At 41.3% G+C, this 23,875-nt stretch carries 18 protein-coding genes; 12 read left to right on the forward strand and 6 right to left on the reverse strand.

From position 1 onward, the window contains the following. Positions 1 to 100: 100 nt before the first annotated feature. The 3 genes from glmS to BLU33_RS00870 all read left to right on the forward strand — a co-directional run bounded on the left by glmS (position 101) and on the right by BLU33_RS00870 (position 3,655). Positions 101 to 1,936, forward strand: a complete 1,836-nt coding sequence (gene glmS / locus BLU33_RS00860; RefSeq protein ID WP_091367814.1) for a glutamine--fructose-6-phosphate transaminase (isomerizing) — start codon at positions 101 to 103, stop codon at positions 1,934 to 1,936. Between the two features lie 104 nt (positions 1,937 to 2,040). After that, the gene (locus tag BLU33_RS00865; RefSeq protein WP_091367816.1) at positions 2,041 to 2,622 is read left to right on the forward strand and encodes a Crp/Fnr family transcriptional regulator; all 582 of its coding nucleotides are present in this window, start codon (positions 2,041 to 2,043) and stop codon (positions 2,620 to 2,622) included. A gap of 61 nt (positions 2,623 to 2,683) precedes the next feature. Beyond that, positions 2,684 to 3,655, forward strand: coding sequence for a quinone oxidoreductase family protein (locus BLU33_RS00870; RefSeq protein ID WP_091367817.1), 972 nt, complete (start codon positions 2,684 to 2,686; stop codon positions 3,653 to 3,655). Between the two features lie 140 nt (positions 3,656 to 3,795). On the opposite strand, the gene BLU33_RS00875 is transcribed toward BLU33_RS00870, so the two are convergent. Next, entirely contained in the window at positions 3,796 to 5,295 is a 1,500-nt protein-coding gene (locus tag BLU33_RS00875; RefSeq protein WP_091367819.1) for a catalase, read from the reverse strand. Positions 5,296 to 5,383: 88 nt separating this feature from the next. Between BLU33_RS00875 and BLU33_RS00880 the strand changes: the two genes are divergently transcribed. From BLU33_RS00880 to BLU33_RS00890, 3 genes are all read left to right on the forward strand, one after another. Continuing rightward, complete coding sequence (locus BLU33_RS00880) at positions 5,384 to 6,319, forward strand: hydrogen peroxide-inducible genes activator (protein WP_091380060.1); 936 nt, start codon at positions 5,384 to 5,386, stop codon at positions 6,317 to 6,319. A gap of 150 nt (positions 6,320 to 6,469) precedes the next feature. After that, positions 6,470 to 8,824 carry a TonB-dependent receptor gene (locus BLU33_RS00885; protein ID WP_197684546.1) on the forward strand — a complete coding sequence of 785 codons (2,355 nt, stop codon included), beginning with the start codon at positions 6,470 to 6,472 and terminating at the stop codon, positions 8,822 to 8,824. A 4-nt stretch (positions 8,825 to 8,828) separates the two neighbouring features. Beyond that, a complete protein-coding gene (locus BLU33_RS00890) occupies positions 8,829 to 9,989 on the forward strand; it encodes a PepSY-associated TM helix domain-containing protein (RefSeq protein ID WP_091367825.1) in 1,161 nt (386 codons plus the stop codon). Between the two features lie 69 nt (positions 9,990 to 10,058). On the opposite strand, the gene BLU33_RS00895 is transcribed toward BLU33_RS00890, so the two are convergent. Together BLU33_RS00895 and BLU33_RS00900 are read right to left on the reverse strand one after the other, a co-directional pair. Beyond that, the gene (locus BLU33_RS00895; RefSeq protein WP_091367828.1) at positions 10,059 to 10,250 is read right to left on the reverse strand and encodes a hypothetical protein; all 192 of its coding nucleotides are present in this window, start codon (positions 10,248 to 10,250) and stop codon (positions 10,059 to 10,061) included. Positions 10,251 to 10,309: 59 nt separating this feature from the next. Further along, complete coding sequence (locus BLU33_RS00900; protein WP_091367831.1) at positions 10,310 to 12,826, reverse strand: PIG-L family deacetylase; 2,517 nt, start codon at positions 12,824 to 12,826, stop codon at positions 10,310 to 10,312. A 298-nt stretch (positions 12,827 to 13,124) separates the two neighbouring features. Here BLU33_RS00900 and BLU33_RS00905 point away from each other — a divergent pair, with 298 nt between their 5' ends. The 4 genes from BLU33_RS00905 to BLU33_RS00920 all read left to right on the forward strand — a co-directional run bounded on the left by BLU33_RS00905 (position 13,125) and on the right by BLU33_RS00920 (position 17,812). Continuing rightward, the gene (locus tag BLU33_RS00905) at positions 13,125 to 13,772 is read left to right on the forward strand and encodes a TetR/AcrR family transcriptional regulator (RefSeq protein WP_091367833.1); all 648 of its coding nucleotides are present in this window, start codon (positions 13,125 to 13,127) and stop codon (positions 13,770 to 13,772) included. After that, on the forward strand, positions 13,756 to 15,111 hold the full coding sequence (locus BLU33_RS00910; protein WP_232009365.1) for a TolC family protein: 1,356 nt from the start codon (positions 13,756 to 13,758) through the stop codon (positions 15,109 to 15,111). The genes BLU33_RS00905 and BLU33_RS00910 overlap by 17 nt, the downstream gene beginning before the upstream one ends. Positions 15,112 to 15,195: 84 nt before the next feature. Further along, entirely contained in the window at positions 15,196 to 16,260 is a 1,065-nt protein-coding gene (locus BLU33_RS00915; protein WP_091367840.1) for an HlyD family secretion protein, read from the forward strand. A gap of 7 nt (positions 16,261 to 16,267) precedes the next feature. Next, entirely contained in the window at positions 16,268 to 17,812 is a 1,545-nt protein-coding gene (locus BLU33_RS00920; RefSeq protein ID WP_091367843.1) for a DHA2 family efflux MFS transporter permease subunit, read from the forward strand. 256 nt (positions 17,813 to 18,068) lie between these two features. Here the strand turns inward: BLU33_RS00920 and BLU33_RS00925 are convergent, their stop codons facing one another. Beyond that, a complete protein-coding gene (locus BLU33_RS00925) occupies positions 18,069 to 18,653 on the reverse strand; it encodes a carboxymuconolactone decarboxylase family protein (protein ID WP_091367845.1) in 585 nt (194 codons plus the stop codon). 82 nt (positions 18,654 to 18,735) lie between these two features. Continuing rightward, positions 18,736 to 19,281, reverse strand: coding sequence for a peroxiredoxin (locus BLU33_RS00930; RefSeq protein ID WP_091367847.1), 546 nt, complete (start codon positions 19,279 to 19,281; stop codon positions 18,736 to 18,738). A gap of 189 nt (positions 19,282 to 19,470) precedes the next feature. On the opposite strand from BLU33_RS00930, the gene BLU33_RS00935 reads away from it, so the two are divergent. Continuing rightward, on the forward strand, positions 19,471 to 21,351 hold the full coding sequence (locus tag BLU33_RS00935; RefSeq protein WP_091367849.1) for a WG repeat-containing protein: 1,881 nt from the start codon (positions 19,471 to 19,473) through the stop codon (positions 21,349 to 21,351). After that, the gene (locus tag BLU33_RS00940) at positions 21,351 to 21,992 is read left to right on the forward strand and encodes a DUF2306 domain-containing protein (protein WP_091367851.1); all 642 of its coding nucleotides are present in this window, start codon (positions 21,351 to 21,353) and stop codon (positions 21,990 to 21,992) included. The genes BLU33_RS00935 and BLU33_RS00940 overlap by 1 nt, the downstream gene beginning before the upstream one ends. A 130-nt stretch (positions 21,993 to 22,122) precedes the next feature. Here BLU33_RS00940 and BLU33_RS00945 read toward each other — a convergent pair whose 3' ends face one another. Further along, entirely contained in the window at positions 22,123 to 23,808 is a 1,686-nt protein-coding gene (locus BLU33_RS00945; RefSeq protein WP_091367854.1) for a sodium:solute symporter family transporter, read from the reverse strand. Between the last annotated feature and the right edge of the window lie 67 nt (positions 23,809 to 23,875).

The raw sequence follows: 23,875 nt of genomic DNA on the forward strand, positions 1-23,875 counted from the left end.
AAACATACTTATTATTTTTGTTAAGCGTTTTAACAGAATAATAAGTATGTTTTTTTTGTTATAACAATTATTTATACCCTTTATAAATCAAAAAATATTTATGTGCGGAATTGTAGGTTACATTGGTTACAGGGATGCTTATCCTATTATAATAAAAGGTTTACACCGGTTGGAGTACCGCGGTTATGACAGTGCAGGTATAGCCTTGCTTGATACCGATCTTAAGGTTTATAAAAAAGCCGGTAAGGTAAGCGACCTTGAAAATTTTGTTAAAGATATACCCATGGCCGGTTCAATGGGTATGGGCCATACCCGCTGGGCAACACACGGCGCGCCAAGCGATCGTAACTCACACCCGCATTCATCGGGCGACCGTAAGCTTACCATTATCCACAATGGCATAATTGAAAATTACGGTATCATTAAAGAAACTTTATTAGCTAAAGGGCATGTTTTTAAAAGTGATACTGATACCGAGGTGTTGATTCACCTGGTTGAAGACATTATACAGGAAACCGGGCTCGACCTGCGTGAGGCTGTACGTGCTGCTTTAAATAAAGTAATAGGCGCTTACGCCATTGTTATAATGAGTGCCGATGAACCCGATCTGCTGATTGCCGCCCGCAAAGGCAGCCCAATGGTGATAGGTGTAGGCAAAGGCGAATATTTTATAGCGTCAGATGCTACGCCTATTGTGGAGTACACTAAAAATGTGATCTACCTAAATGATAACGAGATCGCGTTTGTACACCGTGATAGCTTGCTGGTCAAAAACATCGACAACACTGTTCAAACCCCGTACATACAGGAACTCGATCTGAAGCTGGAAATGCTGGAAAAAGGTGGTTACGATCACTTTATGCTCAAGGAGATCTATGAGCAGCCACGTTCCATACGTGATTGTATGAGAGGAAGGATCTATCCCGAGCAGGGCAAAGTACAGTTGGGCGGGATAAAGGAATACACCGAAAAACTGAAGAATGTCGACCGTATCATCATCGTTGCCTGTGGTACATCATGGCATGCGGGTTTGGTTGGTGAATATTTGATTGAAGAGTATGCACGTGTACCTGTTGAAGTGGAGTATGCTTCGGAGTTCAGGTATCGTAACCCTATAATTACGGAAAAGGACCTGGTAATAGCCATTTCACAATCCGGCGAAACCGCCGATACCATGGCTGCCATTGAACTGGCTAAAGAAAAAGGCGCTACTATTTTTGGTGTTTGTAACGTGGTGGGCGCATCAATCCCACGTACTACGCATGCAGGGGTTTATACCCACGCTGGCCCCGAAATTGGTGTGGCATCAACCAAAGCATTTACCGCGCAGGTTACTGTTTTAACGCTGATGGCATTTTATATTGCCCAGCAACGCGGCACTATTACCCGCAGCAAACTGGTAGAATATTTAACCGAATTGAACCAGATACCTGAATTGGTTGAACGTACTTTAAAGGTTAATGATAAAGTTAAAGAGATAGCTGAGCGGTTTAAAGACTCAAATAATTGCATATTCTTAGGTCGCGGAAGCTCGTTCCCGGTAGCGCTTGAGGGTGCTTTAAAATTAAAGGAGATCTCCTACATACACGCCGAAGGCTACCCTGCCGCTGAAATGAAACACGGCCCTATCGCGCTGATTGATGATGCGATGCCGGTTGTGTTTATCGCTACCAAAAACTCATCATACGAAAAAGTGGTGAGTAATATACAGGAAGTAAAAGCACGCGGAGGCCATGTAATAGCCATCGTATCCGAAGGTGATGTGGATGTAAAGGAAATGGCCGAGTACACCATTGAAATACCACAAACCAGCGAAGCCTTTGTGCCCCTGCTGGCAACCATACCTTTACAGTTACTTGCATACCACATTGCGGTAATGCGCGGCTGTAACGTTGATCAGCCACGAAATCTGGCAAAATCAGTTACGGTAGAGTAAGCTTATAGTTGATGGTTCATAGTAAAAAGAACAAGCAAATGCGATTGCTATGAACCATCAACTATCAACTATGAGCTAACATTGAACCAAAAATCATCAATTAAATGTTCTTTCAGTTTAAAGATAAGTTCCCACATTTAATACAGCATTGGGATGCCTATATAGGTATGCACAAGCGGATTGAAGTACCGGCGCGGACTGTTCTTTTACATGAAGGCGATATATCCAAAAGATCGTTCATTGTTGAAAAAGGCTGCTTGAGGGTTTGGTTCAACAATAACGGGAAAGACACCACATTTCAATTCTTTTTTGAGGGCGAGGGCCTGGCATCGCTTGAAAGCTTCCGGAAAAATATTCCGGGCATGTTCACTATTGAAACAATTGAACCCTGTATACTTTACGTACTGGAAAAAAAAGACTATGAAACCATAATGGTATCCCTGAACAAGGAAGTTGATTTTTTGAATGAAATGATAAATGTTTTATTTGAAAGGCAGTTGCATTATATGAAGCAGTTCCTCTCATTTATCCGCGATACGCCGCAGCAGCGTTACCTTAACCTGCTCACCGAAAAGCCACAGATCATTCAGCGGGTGCCCCAGCATTATATTGCCTCGTATCTGGGTATTACTACCGTACACCTGAGCCGTATAAAAAGCAGGCTACTGAAAGAAAAACATATTTGATAACAAATGTTATCGCCCGGCTGTTGTTGCTATCCCCATCTTTGTATAAACAAATAAGACAATGAAAGCAGCAATATTATACGCACCCGGCACAACACCAAAGTATGGTGATTTTGCCGATCCGATAGTACAGAATGATAATCACCTATTAATAAATGTAAAAGCAGCGGCTGTTAAGAACCTTGACAAAGGTATAGCCAGCGGTCAACATTATTCCAGCGGAGCACACACGCAGGAGCCACGCACCTTAGGCATGGATGGTGTTGGTGTTTTAGCTGATGGCACACGGGTATATGGCTTTGGCGTTACCGGCATGATAGCCGAAAAAGGTATTATCGACAAAAGAAGGATGGTGAAAATACCTGCCGGGCTCGATGATATAACCGCCGCAGCATTACCAAACGCAGTTATGGGTGCCGGAGCGGCCATACATTACCGGGCAAAATTACAGCCGGGCGAAGTAGTTTTAATTAACGGCGCAACTGGTGTAACAGGTATGGTTGCCGTACAGCTTGCCAAACACTACGGCGCTAAAAAGGTAATAGTAACCGGCAGAAATGCGGAATCACTTCATAAACTGCTCTCTTTAGGTGCCGATGAGATCATTTCCCTGAAACAGGACGACGAGCAGATTATTAAACAGGTAAAAGAATTGCATGCCGCTACACCAATTGATGTAGTGATAGATTATATATGGGGTCACCCTGCCGAACTGGTACTTGCAGCCTTACAAGGCACAGGCAGTACAACCCACAAGGTTCGCTACGTAACCGTTGGCGCTATGGCCGGCGATAAAATAAGCCTTTCATCAGGTACATTAAGAAGCTCTGATATTGAAATATCAGGCTCAGGATTGGGCAGCGTTAATGCTGATGATATGAAGCGTTTATTTACCGAGATGGTGCCCGAAATGTTCCAGCTGGCAGCAGATGGCAAGCTAAAGATAGAAACCGAAACACTTGAACTGAAAGATATTGAAACTGCCTGGGATAAAGAGATCCCCAGCGGGAAGAGGTTGGTGATATTAATCTAGTCAATAGTCTTTAGTCTAAAGTCGGTAGTCATCGATTAACAATAAACAAAAAGCCATAGCTAAAATTTAGCTATGGCTTTTTGTTTATATAGAACGCCCTATTTACTCAGGACTATCGACTTTAGACTAAAGACTAAAAACTACACCGTCTGCGGCATATGTTTCATAGTTTCACTCAGATCAAGTTCCAGGCCTTTGGCTATCGCCATGCCTAAACCCACATCAGCCCTGAACCAGTGGCAAAGCTGCCTGTTAACAATAATATCGCGTTTTGGCCCGTCAATACCACTCATAGAGTTGGTGATATTGGTGATCAGGTCGTGCTTAGCTTCTTCGCTCATTAAGCGGTATAAATTGCCCGGTTGTGTATAATGATCGTTTTCGCCTTCAGCATTGCGGTCGTACCAGTCGGCTACTGAATTACCGATATCCCATGCTGGTTCTTTATAGCTTTGGTCGGCTACAATATCATCAAAGCTGTTAGGGAAATAATTCGGCCCGCTGCCATGGTTGCCATCAACTCTCATCTGGCCATCGCGCTGGTAATTGTTTACCGCGAATGGGCACTTATTAACCGGGATCTGCTCATAGTTAGCGCCTAAACGGTGCCTGTGTGCATCAGGGTATGATAGTATACGGCCCTGCAGCATTTTATCAGGTGAATAACCAACACCATCAATTACGTGTGCCGGTGCAAAAGCAGCCTGTTCTACGTGTGCAAAGTAATTATCCGGGTTTTCATTCAGTTCCAATGTGCCAACATCAATCAAAGGATAATCGCCATGCGGCCAAACTTTAGTAAGGTCGAATGGATTAAGGTGATATGTTTTGGCATCAGCCTCCGGCATTACCTGTATTTTAAGGCTCCATTTCGGGAAATCGCCATTATCAATTGAAGTTAACAGGTCATGCTGTGCGAAATCAGGCGCTTTGCCACGCATTTCGCCAGCTTCCTCATCGGTAAAGTTTTTGATACCCTGTTGGGTCTTGAAATGGAACTTCACCCAGAAACGCTCATTATTGGCATTGATAAAGGAGAAGGTATGGCTTCCAAAGCCATCCATATGGCGGTAACCGTAAGGCGTACCCCGGTCCGACATCAGGATGGTAACCTGGTGTAAACTCTCCGGGTTCAGCGACCAGAAATCCCACATCATGGTTGCGCTTTTAGAGTTGGTATATGGGTCGCGTTTTTGTGTATGGATAAAATCACCGAACTTTTTAGGATCTTTTATAAAGAATACCGGTGTATTGTTACCTACCAGGTCCCAGTTACCTTCTTCGGTATAAAACTTAACCGCAAAACCACGCGGGTCGCGCTCAGTGTCAGCCGAACCCTTTTCGCCGCCAACGGTTGAAAAACGCAGAAAAACTTTGGTTTCTTTACCAATGGTATCAAAAACCTTAGCGCGGGTATATTTAGAAATATCGTGTGTAACAGTAAAAGTGCCATATGCGCCCGAACCTTTGGCATGTACTACACGCTCAGGGATACGTTCGCGGTTAAAATGAGCCATTTTCTCATGTAAAATGAAATCCTGCAGCAATATCGGCCCGCGTGGGCCAAGGGTCATGGAGTTTTCATTTTCTACGTACGGAATGCCCGATGCCGTAGTAAGCTTCTTTTTGTTTGTTTCCATATTTGTAGTTTTTGTATATATCAAACTTCACGATAAAATTTCAATAGAAAAAATCAATAATTACTATATTTGTATAGATAATATCTATATGACGATAGTTCAGTTCGAATACATTGTAGCGGTTGACACCTACCGCAGTTTTGTTACCGCCGCCGAAAAATGTTTTGTTACCCAGCCTACACTCAGCATGCAGGTTCAGAAGCTGGAAAATACGCTGGGTGTTAAGATTTTCGACCGTAGTAAACAACCCGTTAGCCCTACCGAAATAGGTATAGAGATCATAGCCCAGGCTCGCACCCTGCTTGCCGAAAGCGAAAAAATAAAGGAAATTATCACCGACAGGCAAAAAGAATTATCAGGGGAATTAAAGGTAGCTATTATTCCAACAGTTTCACCCTATATACTGCCAAAAATATTGCATGGCTTTGTTGAGAAATATCCGCAGGTAAAGCTCATTGTATGGGAGCAGACTACCGAAAGCATCATTCAGCAATTAAAAAATGGCACCATTGATTGCGGCATACTTTCAACCCCATTACATGAAAGTAATTTAAAGGAGATCCCTGTTTTTTACGAGAACTTTGTGGCTTATGTATCTAAAAACAGCAAGCTTTCCAAAAAGAAGAATATCTGCCCCGAAGATATTGATATGGAAGAGATATGGGTGTTAAACGAAGGCCATTGCATGCGTGAGCAGGTTTTAAATATTTGCCAGCGCCGCAAATCAACCAAAGGCTTTCAGCATTTTGAGTATAATACCGGCAGCGTTGAAACCCTGAAACGCATGGTGGATCAGAATAATGGCGCCACCATCCTGCCTGAGCTGGCATTGGCCGATCTCAGCGACCGCCAGTTAGATAAAGTGCGCTATTTCAGATCACCTGAACCGGCCCGTGAGGTGAGCATTGTTGTGCAGAATAACTTTCTGAAAAAACGCATGATAGATGCCCTTAAAAATGAGATCCTGGAGCTTGTTCCTAAGCGAATGCGCAGCAAAAAGAAAAAAGAAGTGATTGATATTTAATTCATTACCGTCTTATTTATAATTAATCTAAACAATTTAGGTGCCGATACCTATATTTGCGCAGTTTTTAATTAGTCTAAATAAGATATGTATCTCGGGTTATCTCACAAAACAATTTTTACTTTAATATTTTCTGCCCTGCTATTTTTCGTGGCGGGACATGTATTTGCCGATGATAATGACGCGGGAAAAGGCACTATTTCAGGTTATGTGTTCACAGAAAATAGCAAGCCCGTTGAAAATGTATCTGTTAGTTTAAAAGGCACAAGCTTTGGCTCGGTAACTAATGAAGAGGGAAAATTCCACTTTAAAGCCCCTGCAGGCAATTATACTTTAGTAGTTAGTCACGTTGGCGTCAAAGCGCAGGAAACAGCGGTTATCATAAAGGCTTCACAAGTCACTATTGTCCCTAATATCATACTTAGTATTTCTACCAGCGCCTTGCAGCAGGTAACGGTGAATGCCAACAAAACCAACAAGTTCAGTACAAAGAAAAGTGATGACGTGGCAAAAATGCCATTAAAAAATCTGGAAAATCCGCAGGTTTATACAACCATTACTAAAAGCCTGATAACCGATCAGCTTGCTTTTAGTGAAGATGACGCGCTTAAAAATGCACCAGGCTTGCAACAAATGTGGAATGCAACAGGCCGTGGTGGTGATGGCGGCAGCTATTATAATTCGCGTGGTTTTATTTTACAGGGCCAGTTAAGAAATGGCCTGGCAGGTAATATAACCAATACAGTTGATGCCGTTAATATTGAAAGTATTGAAGTACTGAAAGGCCCTTCGGCTACCTTGTTTGGCAGTGCATTAACTTCATATGGGGGGTTAATAAACCGCGTTACCAAAAAGCCTTATGATACAGTTGGCGGCGAAGTATCTTACAGCGCCGGTAACTATCATTTTAACCGTGTAAGCGCGGATATAAATACGCCCTTAGATGGGCAAAAGAATTTGCTTTTACGTGTAAATACAGCCTTTAATTACCAGGGTTCCTTCCTGACTAATGGATACAACAGAAATTTCGTATTCGATCCAAGCTTATTATATAAAGTGAACAGCCGATTAACTATTCAGCTGGATGCGGAAATCTCAACAGGGTCAAATACTGCCAATACCATATACTTTTTCCCATATGGCGTTAGTATTGCCAGTATAGGTGTAAGTAATGCCAATCAACTAAATGCTAATTACAAAAATTCATATAATAATGGGGATCTGAGTCAGCGATCAAGAAACGATAATTTTTACGGCGAGGTTAAGTACAAAATATCAGATGAATGGACATCGCAAACCAATTTCTCCGCAACAAATAGCTTTTCTGATGGCTTTGGCTCATACTATTATTTATTGTCGAAGGATTCAATATCCCGTAACGACCAGTCAACCCGTAACAGCAAAGACCAGTTTATAGAGGTACAGCAGAATTTTAATGGCGATTTTAAAATCGGTAAACTCAGGAACCGTTTTGTAGGCGGCTTGGATTACATCAGGAACAACTCAAACCAATTTTTTTTCGGGAGCTCATTTGATAAGGTATCATTACAGCAACCAACCGCAAGCTATGATAATTTCAACAAAGCCAGTATGGATGCTGTTTATGCTGCCGGAGCCCCTGGTTTTACCTACCCGATTATATTCAACTCAAACACCTATAGCGGCTATATATCAGATGTGTTGAATATTACCGATCGCTTAATTGCTTCAGCGGCTATCCGTTTTGATCATTTTAACAATGAAGGTAATTATAGCCCGACAACACAATTAAAAACAGGAGCATATAACCAAAACGCTTTTTCTCCAAAATTTGGCCTGGTGTACCAGTTGGTGAAGAATCAGGTATCATTGTTTTCTAATTATCAAAATGGTTTCACTAATGAGCAGGGAACGGATTATGCGGGTAAGCCTTTTAAACCGGAGCAAGCAAACCAAATTGAAGGCGGTGTTAAATTTGATGTGTTTGCCGGCAAGCTAAGCAGTACATTAAGCTATTACAGCATCAACGTAAAAGATATCATCCGCCCGTATGACGCGCTTCATTCCATACAGAACGGAACACAGCAAAGCCAGGGCTTTGAGGCCGAAATTATTGCCAATCCGTTTACCGGGTTTAATGTAATTACCGGGTTTGCCTATAATGATTCAAAATACAAAAACACTACTGCCGATGTGGATGGCCTGCGCCCTGGTACTGCGGCATCGCCATACTCTGCAAACTTTTGGCTGAGCTATCGTTTACCACAAGGGGTGCTTAAAGGCTTAGGCCTGGGCTTCGGCGGCAACTACGCGAGTGATAACAAAGTAGTGAACAGCAGAACGCTGGGTACTTTTACATTACCTGAATATACTGTTTTCAATGCCTCAGCATTTTATGATTTTACCAAATTCAGGGTGGCAGTAAAGATGAACAACATTGGCGATGAAAAATATTGGATAGGCTACTCTACCTTTAATCCGCAGCAATTACGCAGTGTTGCCGCAAGTGTTACCTACAAGTTTTAAATAAATGACTTTCAAAAAAGTTATACTTTTCATACATCGCTGGCTCGGGTTTATATCCGGGCTGGTGGTGTTAATAGTGAGTATAACCGGCTGTATCTTTTGTTTTCAGGATGAGATACAGGATGCGCTTTGCCCTTATCGTACAGTAACTGTACAAAACAGGCCTTATGCCGATCCCTCAGTATTAAAAAGCACAGCTTTAAAAAAATACCCGCGCGCTACCGCCAGTTACATCTATTATTATGGTAAGGATCGCCCTGCCGCGGTACTGGTAGCCTGGCCCAAGGATGAGTTTACCTTTGTTTACTTAAACCCTTATACCGCGCAAATAACCCATACCGAAGTTGCCAGCAAAAACTTTTTTACCATAGTTGAATTCATCCACCTGTATTTATTACTGCCGCCAAAGGCAGGTGCGCTGGTGGTGGGTATATCGGTCATTATTTTTGTTGTGCTGATGATAACGGGGATCGTTTTATGGTGGCCCAAACGAAAATCAGACCGTAAGCGCAGTTTCAGCATTAAATGGAACGGCCGCTGGCGCAGGGTAAATTATGATCTGCATAATGTGCTGGGCTTTTATGCAACCAGTATAGCGATTATATTAGCCTTAACGGGCTTATCCATGACTTTCGACTGGGTGCGTGATGGTATATATAAAACGGCTAACCTGGGTAAGACTTATGCGGCCGAAAAAGTTCTCCCTAAATCAGATTCATTAAACAAGGCAATGTTCATAGCAAAGCCTGTTATCGACAGGGCTTTAATAGTTGCAGAGCAAAAATCGCCAAAGGCAGAGATGTTTTTAATTTATGATGATGCCACAGCAGCGGGTACCGTTGGGGTAAACGCTTATGCCAAGAGCCTGCATTATGGTAATGCCGATGATTATTATTTTGATAAGTACACGGCAAAGCTGCTGAAAGATCTACCTGAAACTAAAAAAAGCGTAGGCATGAAGCTGAACGATCTCAACTATGATATACACGTAGGGCAGGCATTGGGATTGCCGGGCAAGATTATCGCTTTTTTAGCGAGCCTGATATGCGGTAGTTTACCTGTTACCGGCTTTATAATATGGCTGGGCAAGCGGAAGAAAACCAAAACTAAACAGGTGCGGACCGTTGTACACCGTAAACTGCATAAGCAATTGGCAAGCCACTAAAAACAAAAAACCAGTTTACAACAATAGCTGCAAAACTGGTTTTGTATAAATGATTTTTTAAAAGATTGCTTATTTGTCTTCGCGGCCTTTAACAAGTACGTTAAGAAAGAAGGCTGCTGATAACAGACCCAGAACGCCGCCAACTAAAGCCCATATCATACCAACATCTAAAATTGCACCTGTAAATACACCGGTAATTAATCCTAAAACATAGTAAAGGTAATCGTAGCTTTTTTCTTCCTCTTTTTGATGATGTGCCATATTGCGTAATTATAAGTTGCAAATTTATATTATTAATGCATTGATGCCTAATGCAAATGTTATTTTTTTGGATTGCTGAGTAAATTAACAAATAAACGGTATGCTCCGGGCACCCCGGCAGGCAATTCCCTGAAGAATGCCAGCGATGTATATACAAACCGCCCTTTACCATAATTGGTTACGATCAGCGAACCTTTGTTCGGTTGCTCATTAGGGTCGTTCATTTGCAGTGGGGTTTGATATTTAGGGTCGATGTCGCTTACAAAGTATAGGCCGCGTTCCTGTATCCAGCCATCAAAATCGGCATCGTTTATCTTGTTGGGATAATTTAATACCGGGTTTTGCGGGTCAAGCACCGTAACCTTAGCCGTTTCATCAGTTACCCGCTGGTTTACCGGGCGGAAAGGATATGGACCGATCTGGTTAACCAATATGCCGTTGTTATTATTATACTGTACTACCAAATTGCCGCCATTGTTTACGTAATCCATCAATTTAGGCTGCTCAACGGCCAATCGGTTGTTCACATTGTAAGCACGTACACCGGTGATAATGGCATCATAAACCGAAAGGTCGCTGTTCATGATCTCGCTTTCGGTAAGCATATGCACCTCATAACCTACCTGTCGCAAAGCCTCGGGTACCAGGTCACCTGCGCCTTCAATATAGCCGATCTTTTTACCTGCGGTTTTCAGGTCGAGGTATATTAATTTAGCCTGGGATGGCGGGAATAAGGTAATATTCGGCACGTGTTCGTAACTGATACGCCTTATACCCAGGGAAGAGGACTTACCATTGGCCGTTACTATCGTTTCAAAAACACTGGTGTTAGGTGTGCTATTTGTTGGCGTAACAGTAAACACTGCCGCCCATTCATCGCCTTTATTTTTATTGGTGAAATCTATTTTGTCAGGACTCACGGTCCAACCCGGTATAGGTTTTATGCTGATGCTGCCACTGGCCTTAGTAAAGCTTTTTAAGTCTATCTCTATATTCTGGCTTTGTTTTGCACTGAATATATAATCCTTACCTGCAACATTAGCGGTTACCGCCGGGGCAATTTCTACCGGCTGATAAATTTCCCCTTTGGCAGGATTTACATATTTGTACATCAAGTTCCTATCTAAAACAATGGAGCGCCCATCGATTGAAAAATCAAATCGTATGGTTGGCGCATCGGGATTTTCAGGATTACCGGCATTGCCTTCGTAATTGAGCTTATAAGTACCTGCATCATGTGCTGCTTCCAGCCAGTAAGGTTGTGATATCTTGCTTGCAATACAGTCATTATTATATGACTGTAGCTCATTTGCCGGGATAGTTTTGTCTTTTGTAGTAACGGGCAAATTGTAATTTGCTATGGGTTCAATAAAAGAGTTCGGGTCAGAGTTTATATTATCAGGGCGTTGCAATAAGGTGAGCCCTTTTAAGGATATATTTAAGCCATAACGGTTTATCACCTGCGAAAGAACGTTCATCTGATCGCCAACGGCATAGGTTTGTTCGGCACTGTAAGCTTCGCACCATAAGCCCGCGCAAGCGGCAATCAACTCATCCAGCTCCTTTGTCTTTTGTGTTTTCCAGTAGGTATCGGGCACTTTTTCAATCTTATCCAACAAGTTCACCAATCCGCTAACTGATTTTTCAGGATGGTCCACATCAAAATCTTTATGGATCTTTTCAACTTCCGATCCAATGGCGCTTCCACCCTCAACCCTGCTCCATGTGGTATTAACGCCATCCATCAGGTCAGTTTTAGGGGCATCGCCTAAAATGTTTTTGAAATATTCGTAAGTATCACCACGTTGCTTGGCTGAGCCAAAGCCCTGTGTTTTATGATTGGAGCGGCTTTCGGCAGCCATTTCTCCATAGCCTTTGCCTAGTATGGGGTTGTAAACCCCAACGTTTATTTTAAATTGATCCGCAGCGGTAGTATTTATGCTGCCAAAGCTAAAAGTGTTCCAAAGCAAGCGTTTAGCCTGCCAAACTTTTACATATTTTAATTGCTCCGGGAAACGGCTTGGATCGGCAGCTGCTGCAAACGCTTCCTGCGCTAATATTGCTGATGCGGTATGGTGCCCGTGCCCGCCTTCGCCCGTTGTTGGGAAACGGCAGATAATCACATCGGGCCTGAACTTGCGGATAACCCAAACTACATCGCTTAGTACTTTTTCTTTATCCCATATTTTTAACGTTTCGCCGGGGCCTTTGCTAAAGCCAAAATCGTTTGCGCGGCTAAAAAACTGTTCGGCGCCATCCACACGGCGTGCGGCTAAAAGTTCCTGTGTGCGTATCAAGCCTAAAAGTTCACCCTGTTCATTACCTATCAGGTTTTGCCCGCCATCGCCGCGGGTTAATGACAGGTAGCCCGTTCGGTAATGTTTTTCCTGTGCCAGGTAAGCCAGCAGGCGAGTATTTTCATCATCAGGATGGGCTGCTATATATAGTACACTGCCTAAAACGTTCAGCTTTTTTAGGCCTTGCTCAATGGTTGCAATGTCGGCAGGTGGGGCGGTTTGTGCAAAAACAGAACTGGTAAATAATAACAGTATACTAATGAGTTTAATACGCTTCATAACAACAAATATATTGAAAGATAGACGGCGAATTATTTTCGTATCAAGAATTTAACAATCGCTCAACAATCGCGCAATAAACTTGAAGTACATTTGTTCGCAGTATTCTTGTTAAGCAGCTCATTTTCGTGCTCAACGTGTTCATTTTCATTTAGATAAAACAAATACTGCCGAAAATTGTTGCCCGTTAATCAACTGATTGAATTTTTGAATCTATTAGTCAGTTAATTACAAATCAATGACTAATTTTATTTTAAATTAATCAATCGTTTGATTAATTTTGTGCCGTTAAAAGAAAATGGACAAAGATAAAATAGACAAGAAAGACCATATACTGGATGTAGCCGAAAGGGTATTTTCTGATATGGGTTTCGACGGCGCATCTACCCGGATGATCTCGGGAGAGGCCGGTGTAAACATGGCGATGCTAAACTATTATTTCGGTTCAAAAGAAGGTTTGTTCCTTGCTGTTTTTGATCGTAAGATCTCTTCTTTTCAGGATATTTTGCACAATCTTGGTATTGATGATACCATTAGTTCCTGGGCGAAAGTTGAAAGCTATATTGATATTTATAGCAACCGTGTTGTTAATAATAACTGTTTCCAGAAACTTTTGTACCAGGAAATGAGTATTAACAGAAGAACAGATCTTTCCGACAAAATTCACGCCATGTTGATGACGAGCGTATTAGAGCTCTATAAAATGCTACAGGAAGGGATTGATAATGGCGAGTTTAAAGCCGACTCTGATCTGCAGATGGTGGTTGCTACCATTTATGGTACCAAGAACTTCATGATAAATACACCGCTGTTAGCATCAAGTATGTTAGGTTATGACATTCTTGATGAAAAAATAATAGAAGAAAAGCTCAAGCCGCGGTTAAAAAAATATTTAAAAACCCTATTAAAATCTTATTTACTAAATGACAATGAACACACAAATTAATATATCCCACAAACAATTGTTTAAAATGTCGTTGCTTGGCTTGCTTGCGGCTTTGCTATTAATAGCATTTACCGGCAACAAGGCATCAGCACAGGACAAAACACTTACCCTAAAGGAAGCCATAGATTTGGGCCTCCAAAACAGTAAGACACTGAAGTACTCACAAGCTAAAATTGATGAGGCGGTTTCACAGTACAAACAGGCAAAAGACAAATCGTTGCCTACTGGCTCTGTAAGCTTTGCTTATGACCGTGCGCAGATACCTGCTAACACGCTTGATTTTGGAAAGCAGACCATTAATTTGCCTACCGGTGCTAATGCTTATTTAGGTATCGCATCAGTTAACGAAGTTATCTTCGGCGGTAATAAATTAAAATATGCCCGCCAAAGCACTGATCTTTTAACACAGGCATCACGCTTAGATGCCGACAAGGATAAAGATCAGATCACTTTTGATATCATCAGCTCTTACTACAACCTTTATAAGGTATTGCAGAGCATAAAGGTGGTAAATCAAAACATCGCTACTGAAGATCAGCAGATCCACCAGTCGCAGCGCTTTTTTGACCAGGGTTTGGTAACCAAAAATGATGTTTTGCGTTTTGAACTGCAAAAAGCTAATATCCAGTTAAATGGTATCGACCTAGAAAATAACAGGAAAGTGATCAACTACAACCTGAATGTTTTATTAGGTCTGCCTGAAACTACAACTTTAAATATTGATACGCTTACCGATAGCGCCAGAATAGTAGGGCCACTATCAGCTTATCTGGATACTGCATTACAGAACCGCCAGGAGTTGAGAGTGCTTGATTTTAATAACCGTGTTGCTGATTTGAATATCAAATCAATAAAGGCTAATCAGTTGCCTACATTGTCAGCATCGGCTGCAGGTTATTATGTTGATGTGGCTGCCAACCCGCTGCCAACCCATGGTAATTATATAACGCCTTTAGTATTAGGTGTAACAGTAGCATGGAACTTTGACGCTTTATGGCTTAACAAAAATAAAGTTGCCCAGGCCAGCATACAGCGTACCGAGGTTGACATAAACAAGGGTATTACCACTGATAATGTAAAAGACGAGGTTAACCAAAACTATCAGAACTATTTAACCGCGCTTGATAAGATCAAGTTATTACAAACATCAATTGCACAAGCAGGTGAAAACAATAACATACTGCAATCAAAATACAAGAGCAATACAGCATCAGCAACAGATCGTGCGGATGCGGAAACCTTGCTTTTCCAGGCGCAGATAAACCTGGAGCTTGCTAAAGCAGATGCTGTACTGGCTTATTACTCATTATTAAAATCAACCGGAAAACTTAACAAATAAATGTGCAGACGAGTGAAAGCAAATGTTTGCAGATCACTCACATTCACTAAATCATCAATTCACAAATTCAACAATTAAAATACAATGGCACAGAAACACACCACAGAAGAAGAAGAACCTAAAAAGAAACCCAATAAAGTACTTCCAATTATATTAGGGATAGTGCTTATAGGTGGCATCTTTTTTGGCATCAAAGAATATATATACTATAGCAAACACGTAGATACTGACGACGCGCAGATTGACGGCGATATAAGCCCGGTTGTTGCCCGTGTAGGCGGATATGTTGACAGTATGTATTTCCAGGAAAACGAACACGTAAACAAGGATCAGCTTTTAGTAAAAATTGATGACCGCGATTACAAAGTAAAATTAGAACAAGCTTTAGCAGCACAAAAAGGTGCAAGCGCAGGTATTGGCGTAAGCCAGGCACAAATCTTTACTACTACCTCAAACTCGGCAGTAGCTAAAGCAGGTGTTGCATCAGCAGCAGCACGCCTTGACCAGGTTACCAAGGATTATGCACGTTATGCAAACCTTGTTAAAGATGGTTCTATCACTCAACAACAATTTGACCAGTCAAAATCAGATCTTGAAGTTGCGCAGGCAAATTACAAGGCTGCACAGGATCAGTATAGAGCTGCACAACAACAAATTGGTACTACTCAAAGCCAGTTAACTGTAACCAACACAGGTGTTACACAACGCCAGGTTGATGTTGATTATGCTAAGCTGCAATTATCATATACCAATGTGCTTTCACCAGCAAGTGGTGTTGTATCTAAAAAGAACATTCAGATTGGTCAGCTGGTACAGGCAGGTCAAACACTGTTCTCTGTTGTTAATGATAACAGCTTATACATTACTGCAAACTTTAAGGAAACCCAGCTTGATAAAATCCGCGCTAACCAGAAAGTTGATATTGAAGTTGATGCTTATCCAGAGTTAAAATTAGAGGGTGTAGTATATAACTTTTCACCGGCTACAGGTGCAAAATTCTCTTTACTGCCACCTGATAACGCTACCGGTAACTATGTTAAGGTAGTACAGCGTGTGCCTGTTAAGATTTTGATCAAGGCTGATAAGGATGTGATGGAAAAATTACGTCCGGGTATGAGCGTGAATGTTTCTGTTATATATAAAGACTAAATAAACAATGGCTGAACAAGGTTTTAGAAAGTGGATCATTACTATCACAGTGATCATGGCTTCGTTATTGGAGCTTATTGATACCACGATAGTGAATGTATCCTTGCCCCAGATACAGGGAAACCTTGGGGCAACGCTGGAGGATGTGGCCTGGGTAACAACAGGCTACGCGGTGGCCAACGTAATTGTATTGCCGATGTCGGGCTGGTTAGGCAGCTTCTTTGGTCGTAAGAATTACTACATGGCATCCATACTATTGTTTACAATAGCCTCCTTTTTATGCGGTAACGCAACAAGTTTAGATGAATTAATAATCTTCCGTATTATACAGGGTATTGCAGGTGGTGGTTTAATATCAACCTCACAAGCCATATTAATTGAAACCTGGCCACGTGAGGAAATAGGTACAGCAACCGCACTATTTGGTTTAGGCGCGGTAGTAGGGCCAACAGTAGGACCAACAATTGGCGGCTGGATAACTGATAATTACTCATGGCCATGGATATTTTATGTAAATATTCCGGTAGGTGCACTGGCATTGTTCCTTACTTACACATTTGTGCGAACAACGCCAAAGGACGGGAAAGGAAAGCCCATCGACTGGTGGGGCATTGCACTGCTTGCTGTTGCAGTAGGCAGTTTACAAACCATCCTTGAAAAAGGTGAATCGGAAGATTGGTTTGCAAAAACATACATATTGGTACTTACCATAGCCGCTATATTGGGCACATTACTGTTCATATGGAGGGAACTAAGTACGGATCATCCGATAGTTAACTTTGCCATTATGCGGCATCGAAGCTTCGCCGTGGGGATGTTCACGTCCTTTGTGCTCGGGTTTGGTTTGTATGGTTCGGTATTCGTGTTCCCAATATTTTGTCAGAACCTGCTGGGCTTTTCGGCACAGCAAACAGGGGAGATACTATTTCCCGGTGGCTTATGTACCATTGTTATGATGCCGTTCATCGGTAAAATGCTTAATAAGGGTATACCGGCGCAATTTATGGCAACCATAGGTATGTTTTTGTTCTTTGTGTTTACTACAATGCTGAGCAAATCAACCCTTAATTCAGGTACGAGCGACTTCTTTTGGCCGCTGGTAATAAGGGGTGTTGGTATGGCCCTGTTATTCGTTCCGTTAACCACCTTAGCAATAGCCGATCTGAAAGGGCCGGAAGTTGGGCAGGGAACAGGCTTAAACAACATGATGCGCCAGTTAGGCGGTGCTTTTGGTATTGCTACGCTAACAACAGTTATTCACATACGCCAGGGAGTGCACCGTGATAACTTGTTAAGTAATATCAATCAATACAATACGCCGTTTAACACGCGGTTTAATATGCTGGTACAGAATTTCCAGTCAAAAGGTAGTTCATTACTTGATGCTACCCACCAGGCATACATGGCTATAGAAGGTGCTGTTATTAAACAAACCTTATTATTAACTTATGCTGATGCTTACTGGATATCGGGTTTGGTAATGTTATTCTCCATACCATTATTATACCTGCAGCCTTTCAAGAAATTGAAGGCAGCTACCGATACACACTAAAAAGAAGAAGCCGCCATGGTATCACTATTCCAGGACGGCTTCTTTTTAAAAAAAATTAACAATTAAAAATTTGGTATATCCCTACCTAAATCACACGTATTATCAACAAAACTATAAGGGAAGGTAGGGTGCTTAATCTTGCTATAAAATTAAAGGTTTTTAATTAATAAAAGCAAACTTTTATTAAGCAATGTGTTTTATTTCATGAAATTTTCATTATATTTTATTATATGATGGTCTTTTCGGCAGAAATAGCTTAAAATATAACTTTCCCGGCAGCAGTTACCAGTGATGCAATACGGATGGCATCAAAAATACGCTCCTCTGTTGTACCTAATTTTATAAGCGAATCCTCATGTGCATTCACACATAGCTCGCAGCCATTTACCGCCGAAATGGTAAGGCTCATCAATTCAAAAAAATCCTTGCCGGTTATCGGTTTCATCATTATCTGCATCCTGATACGTGCAGGGATCAGATTATATTTTTCCTTCTTGGTAAAATGCCTGAAACGGTAAAATATGTTGTTTGATGCCAGTAACGACGCGCATGCTGCCGCTTCAGCAATATCAGCTGCTGTAGCGCCTTGTTCTTCGGCGTATTTGGTATAGTATTGAGTAAGCGGGGTGTTATTGTTGTTTATAGCCACGCTCAGGCCCAATAAAGCGCATTCCTTAGTGCTTAGGTGTTCTGATGTTAGTGTGCTGGTAAAATTCAATTTAAAATCGCGCAGGTAGCGTGATTCGCCTTTTTCAAGCAAAGTAAGGCTCTCGGTACGATAATCGCTTTCAAGGCCGATAGTTTGCAATAGTTCAGTTATGGTTTCTGTTACTTCACTCATGATAATATTATTTTGTAGTAGATGGGAATAAAAAATCCCCGCGCAATAAAGCACGGGGAACATAGGTAGATGCTAATAATTATTATACGCTAAGGGTATCCTGACCTTTTTCCCAGTTACATGGGCAAAGCTCATCGGTTTGTAAACCATCAAGTACGCGTAAAACTTCTTTAACGTTACGGCCAACGTTTAAATCGTTAACTGATACCCAACGGATAATGCCGGTAGGGTCAACAATGAAAGTAGCACGGTAAGCAATTTTTTCAGTTGGTTCTAATATACCTAAGTCTTCAGCTAATGATTTTGAAGTATCGGCCAGCATTGGGAATTTAAGGTCGCGCAGATCTTCGTGATCTCTTCTCCATGCAGCGTGCACAAATTCAGAATCGGTTGATGCACCAATTAAACGGGCATCGCGATCGCGAAACTCGCCATAGCTTTTGTTGAATTCAGCAATCTCGGTAGGGCAAACAAAAGTAAAATCTTTTGGCCACCAAAACATTACTGTCCATACGTTATCATCATTAGTAAAGTAGTCAGAAGTTAGTGTTTCAAACTCTTTGCCTTTTTCAATACTAACAACCGCTGTTTTAGAAAATTTTGGGAATTCTTGTCCTATAGTTAACATATTTATCTTTTTTTGTTCTCAAATATACAAACTTTGTAATTTATAAGTTATATATAGTTTCGATATAATATAGATAAAAACTATATTATATCTGTGCTTACAAGCGACTGGGATAAAGCTGTTTATGGTAGTGAATTGTTATGAATAGGATAATATTGCATTGTTTAAAATTCATTTTATATTAGTATCATGAAAACCAAACCAATAATCATAAGCCTGATTTGCCTTGTTGTAATAATTTGCTTGTGCATTTTTATAAAAATCAAATACCTCTCCAAGCCGGAAAAGGCGGAGATAACACAGTTTTTGAATGATTTTAGGAGCGAACTGAAGGACGAACACATAGATTCGGCTGTCAATGATTTTGAGGCGGGTAAAAACAATAAGCAGATAACACTGCTGGTTAAAGTACTGGCCGGCAAAACGGGCATGAATGGAAAATCAGCACCGACATTCAATATCAGTTTGAATACTGATGATAATAAGATCATTTTCAGCAACACTACCAATACCATTGCCGAAGTGCCGGTTAGCTTTACGCATGCTGGTATGGATACCAAACAAGCTGTTATCACTTTCACCATTCATAAAATAGCCGATCATCAGTTTAAAATAGCTGAAGTAAAAACAGGTGTATTTTTAAAAGGATATATGGCCTACGCAATTTTGGTGCGAAACAAAACTGTGCCCGAAGATGCTATATACAGCGCAATTACACTTGCCGCGTTTAAAACCGCTGATAAATTAAAGGCTCGCTATGATAGCGTATTATGGTTTGAGCATATTAATAAAAAAACGTGGTTTTATGTTATTAAGGGTACATTGAATAAGGAGTTTTATTGGTTGAATGATCATAAGCCTGATTATAAGCCGACGTATAAAATGGGATTGGTAAACCCGGACCTGAAGGAGGTGATACCAGCAGAGTACGACCTGATCCACAATATAGGCGGGACCATACAGGGGTTAATTGAAGTAGAGAAGGATGGTAAAAAGGGATTCTATAACCTGGATGGGAAATTGGTACTGCCTGTAAATTACGACCAGATATTTCCTTTAAAGGCTGATGATAACCTGGCCTTATTACGTAACGGCGATGATTACTTCTATTTAAAAAGCGATTCGACTGTAAGTGATAAAATACAGGATTTTAAAATAGCTGATGTATTGCCTAAGATAAAAGCTTATGGCGATTCGTATACGCTGTCGGACGAGAGCTCAGAGAACATTATGGAATACAATGACCGCGAAGATTTTACTTCGCTTGTTGTGGCGCCATCATACCTGGTTGACTGGGGTATATTAGATCAGTTTGTAACCTTTGAAAATCCGTTAAGAAAGCCGGGGGCTGATAATGATGGTATCGAGGCCAGCGGATCGATAGAAATTAAGTATGAAGGCCATAAAAAGGATGAAGCTAATAATTGGCTGGAGAGTGCTTTTTATTCTATTTATAATGATTATTTGGGAGGCCGCTCAGGTTTATATGAGAGCAAGAACGTTCTGATTGTTAATAAGGCACAAAACAGGATATTAGGTTTTAATGTACCTAGTTATCAAGGCCAAGGAGACGGCGGAAGTGTATTGTCTGGCAAATGCAATGAGAACGCTATACGTGCTATAAACGATACCTTGTTTGAGTATAGAACCACAAGCGGCGTTGATCAGGAAATTATAAAGGATACAATATACGAGGCACCATATTATCATTACCTGCATATTAAAAATGGCAAACTGGAAGCATTGCCCAATCAACGTGTATTTGGCTGTACAAAATATGTAAAACTGGATGATAGTTATTTACAAGGCTGTTATGTAATTAATGGAAAATCAATAGATCATGTAACACCCGAGATGTTGCAGTATATGAAAAATGAGATATATGCTTCTTATTTTTATAAATTTAAAAGTGCTGCCTGGAACAATGTGTTTTATGGCGATACTGATATTCCTGATAACAAAAAGAATGTTTCTGTTGATGACTCATTAACCGTTATTGATAAATACAATATCAACTGGCTAAATCAAAAGCTTCAAGGCCAAAAATCAAATACATTGGCGGCTGAATAATGGGTAAAATACTTAGATATATTGCCCTGTTCTGGATAGTGTTTTTGTGTGCGGGTACATTTTATCAATATATTGATTTTAAGCACCAGTCGGTATTTTTGCAACTGAAACAGAAAGCTGTTGAAACCGGTTGGTATCTGCCTGCCTTTTACTGTCACATTTTTGGGAGCAGTATTATATTGATAGCCGGCTTTTTCCAGTTCTCAAAAAAGGTATACAATAATAGGCCGTTGCATAAAGCATTGGGGAAATTATATGTATTTGGTGTGCTGTTTTTCGCTTCGCCGGGGGCTTATGTCATGACCTTGTTTATTAACCGTGGTCCGGCAGTATTCGCCTCATTTTTTATTCAGAATACCCTATGGGTTATATTTACCCTAAGCGCCTGGCTTTTGGTTATGAATGGCAAGATAGATGAACACATCCGCATGATGCGCCGGAGCTACGGACTGGCATTCGCGGCGGTAACGCTGCGGTTTTATATATGGCTGTTCACTATTTTTGGGCAGGGGGTTAACTTCCCCAATAACTATATCATCATCGCCTTTTTAAGCTGGGTGCCTAATTTGCTATTGGTTGAAGCGATTAATTATTATGAGCGGAAGAATGGGTTTAAAGTGGAGGGAAGTAAAACCTTATAACAAGAATAGCGATGGCCCTGTGCGATTCCCCTCTTGAGAGGGGTGTAGGGGTGTGTCCTTTATGCGTAATAACACACCCCTACAGCCGCACCGTCTACGCGCCCCCTCTCAAGAGGGGAACTGCCTTATCTTACCAAAATATAGTATAAAGCACAGTTAACAGCACGCAAATAACAATTGAACCAATCGCAAAGCCCCTGCTGGTTTTAAACATGGAGGTATCTACTTCCAGCCCGTTTGTGCGCAGGCCTTTGGCGTTCTCAATCATGGTGATGATATACATACCGATGATACAGAAGGCAAATACAAACTCCATCCTGTCTAAAAAAGGGATTTCAAAAACACCTGTGCCATTATCCTTTGAGAAACCATAAGGCGCAAGGAAGGAAAGGTTTGTCCAGTAAGGCAGGAATTTGAATACTACTGATAATATAAAGCCTCCAATGGTTGCAAACAGCGCTGCGTTTGAAGTGGTTTTCTTCCAGAAAAAGCCAAGGATGAACATGGCAAATATACCCGGTGATACAAAGCCGGTGTATTCCTGGATATATTGGAAACCTTGTTTGCCTTCACCCATCAATTTATCGCCAATAACTAGCGATAACAGCACACCAAGTAACATGGCTACAACTACTGATATTTTGCCAAGGCTCACCAGTTTCTTTTCACTGGCAGCAGGGTTAATGGCTTTTTTGTAGATATCCAATGTGAATATGGTAGCTATACTGTTTGCCTTGCCCGCTAATGAAGCCACAATAGCCGCTGTTAATGCCGCGAACGCGATGCCTTTTAAATAAGTAGGCAACAGGTTAAGTAATGACGGATAAGCCTTGTTAACGTCAATTACGCCCTTTGAGCTCAGCATTTCATGATGGAACATACCTTTTTGATACAGCACGTAAGCTGCGATACCCGGTAATACCACTATCACAGGCATTAATAATTTCAGGAACGCCGCGAATAGCAAACCACCACGGGCAGTTTTCAGATCCGCACCTAATGCCCTTTGGGTGATGTACTGATTACAACCCCAATAGTTAAGATTGGTGATCCACATACCACCTACCAGCACACTCAAACCTGGCAGGTCCATGTAATTGGGGTTGTCCTTTTTAAATATGAGATGAAAGTGGTCGTCGGCCTGTTCTTTTAAAATTTTAAAGCCATTCCATAGGCCGCTGGTACCTGTTAAGGCATCAATACGGTTTAATGCTATATAAGTGGCAACAAGGCCGCCTAAAACGAGGAAAAACACTTGTATAACATCGGTATAACCGATAACCTTCATGCCGCCCAGCGTAATAAAAACCGCGAAGATAGCCAGCAACGAGATACACAGGTAAAGGTTAAGACCAGATATGCCGCTTATAGCCAGAGCCCCAAGGTATAATATCGACATTAAGTTTACTACGATATACAATAACAACCAAAACACAGCCATGATCATGGCGACCGTGCCATTATACCGCTGGTTAAGGAACTGCGGCATAGTGGCTATCTTATTTTTTAAATAAACCGGGATAAAGAAAATGGCTACAATGATAAGCGTAGCCGCTGCCATCCATTCATAACTGGAAATGGCTATCCCCATTTTGAAGGCAGAACCGCTGGTGCCTATAAATTGTTCGGCTGAGATGTTTGATGCGATCAGCGATGCGCCAATGGCCCACCAGGTAAGCGAACCCTCGGCTAAAAAATAATCTTTTGAATCACTTGGGCCTTTGTGTTTGCTTCTATACACCCACCAACCATAAAAGGCGACGATGATAAAGTAAATAAAAAATACGACGTAGTCGCCGGTTGCAAGGGTCTTCATTCTTCTTAATTGGTTTTAATTTGTCAGAATGACAATTATAAAATATAAATGCGGCTTTCCAAAATAT

Origin of the sequence: Mucilaginibacter mallensis (assembly GCF_900105165.1) — a bacterium.
Lineage (GTDB): Bacteria > Bacteroidota > Bacteroidia > Sphingobacteriales > Sphingobacteriaceae > Mucilaginibacter > Mucilaginibacter mallensis.

Excerpts from the sequence above, each read along its gene's own strand:
- glmS (WP_091367814.1), top strand. The coding sequence starts at position 101 with ATGTGCGGAATTGTAGGTTACATTGGTTACAGGGATGCTTATCCTATT.
- BLU33_RS00865 (WP_091367816.1), top strand. The coding sequence starts at position 2,041 with ATGTTCTTTCAGTTTAAAGATAAGTTCCCACATTTAATACAGCATTGG.
- BLU33_RS00870 (WP_091367817.1), top strand. The coding sequence starts at position 2,684 with ATGAAAGCAGCAATATTATACGCACCCGGCACAACACCAAAGTATGGT.
- BLU33_RS00875 (WP_091367819.1), bottom strand. The coding sequence starts at position 5,295 with ATGGAAACAAACAAAAAGAAGCTTACTACGGCATCGGGCATTCCGTAC.
- BLU33_RS00880 (WP_091380060.1), top strand. The coding sequence starts at position 5,384 with ATGACGATAGTTCAGTTCGAATACATTGTAGCGGTTGACACCTACCGC.
- BLU33_RS00890 (WP_091367825.1), top strand. The coding sequence starts at position 8,829 with ATGACTTTCAAAAAAGTTATACTTTTCATACATCGCTGGCTCGGGTTT.
- BLU33_RS00895 (WP_091367828.1), bottom strand. The coding sequence starts at position 10,250 with ATGGCACATCATCAAAAAGAGGAAGAAAAAAGCTACGATTACCTTTAC.
- BLU33_RS00900 (WP_091367831.1), bottom strand. The coding sequence starts at position 12,826 with ATGAAGCGTATTAAACTCATTAGTATACTGTTATTATTTACCAGTTCT.
- BLU33_RS00905 (WP_091367833.1), top strand. The coding sequence starts at position 13,125 with ATGGACAAAGATAAAATAGACAAGAAAGACCATATACTGGATGTAGCC.
- BLU33_RS00910 (WP_232009365.1), top strand. The coding sequence starts at position 13,756 with ATGAACACACAAATTAATATATCCCACAAACAATTGTTTAAAATGTCG.
- BLU33_RS00915 (WP_091367840.1), top strand. The coding sequence starts at position 15,196 with ATGGCACAGAAACACACCACAGAAGAAGAAGAACCTAAAAAGAAACCC.
- BLU33_RS00920 (WP_091367843.1), top strand. The coding sequence starts at position 16,268 with ATGGCTGAACAAGGTTTTAGAAAGTGGATCATTACTATCACAGTGATC.
- BLU33_RS00925 (WP_091367845.1), bottom strand. The coding sequence starts at position 18,653 with ATGAGTGAAGTAACAGAAACCATAACTGAACTATTGCAAACTATCGGC.
- BLU33_RS00930 (WP_091367847.1), bottom strand. The coding sequence starts at position 19,281 with ATGTTAACTATAGGACAAGAATTCCCAAAATTTTCTAAAACAGCGGTT.
- BLU33_RS00935 (WP_091367849.1), top strand. The coding sequence starts at position 19,471 with ATGAAAACCAAACCAATAATCATAAGCCTGATTTGCCTTGTTGTAATA.
- BLU33_RS00940 (WP_091367851.1), top strand. The coding sequence starts at position 21,351 with ATGGGTAAAATACTTAGATATATTGCCCTGTTCTGGATAGTGTTTTTG.
- BLU33_RS00945 (WP_091367854.1), bottom strand. The coding sequence starts at position 23,808 with ATGAAGACCCTTGCAACCGGCGACTACGTCGTATTTTTTATTTACTTT.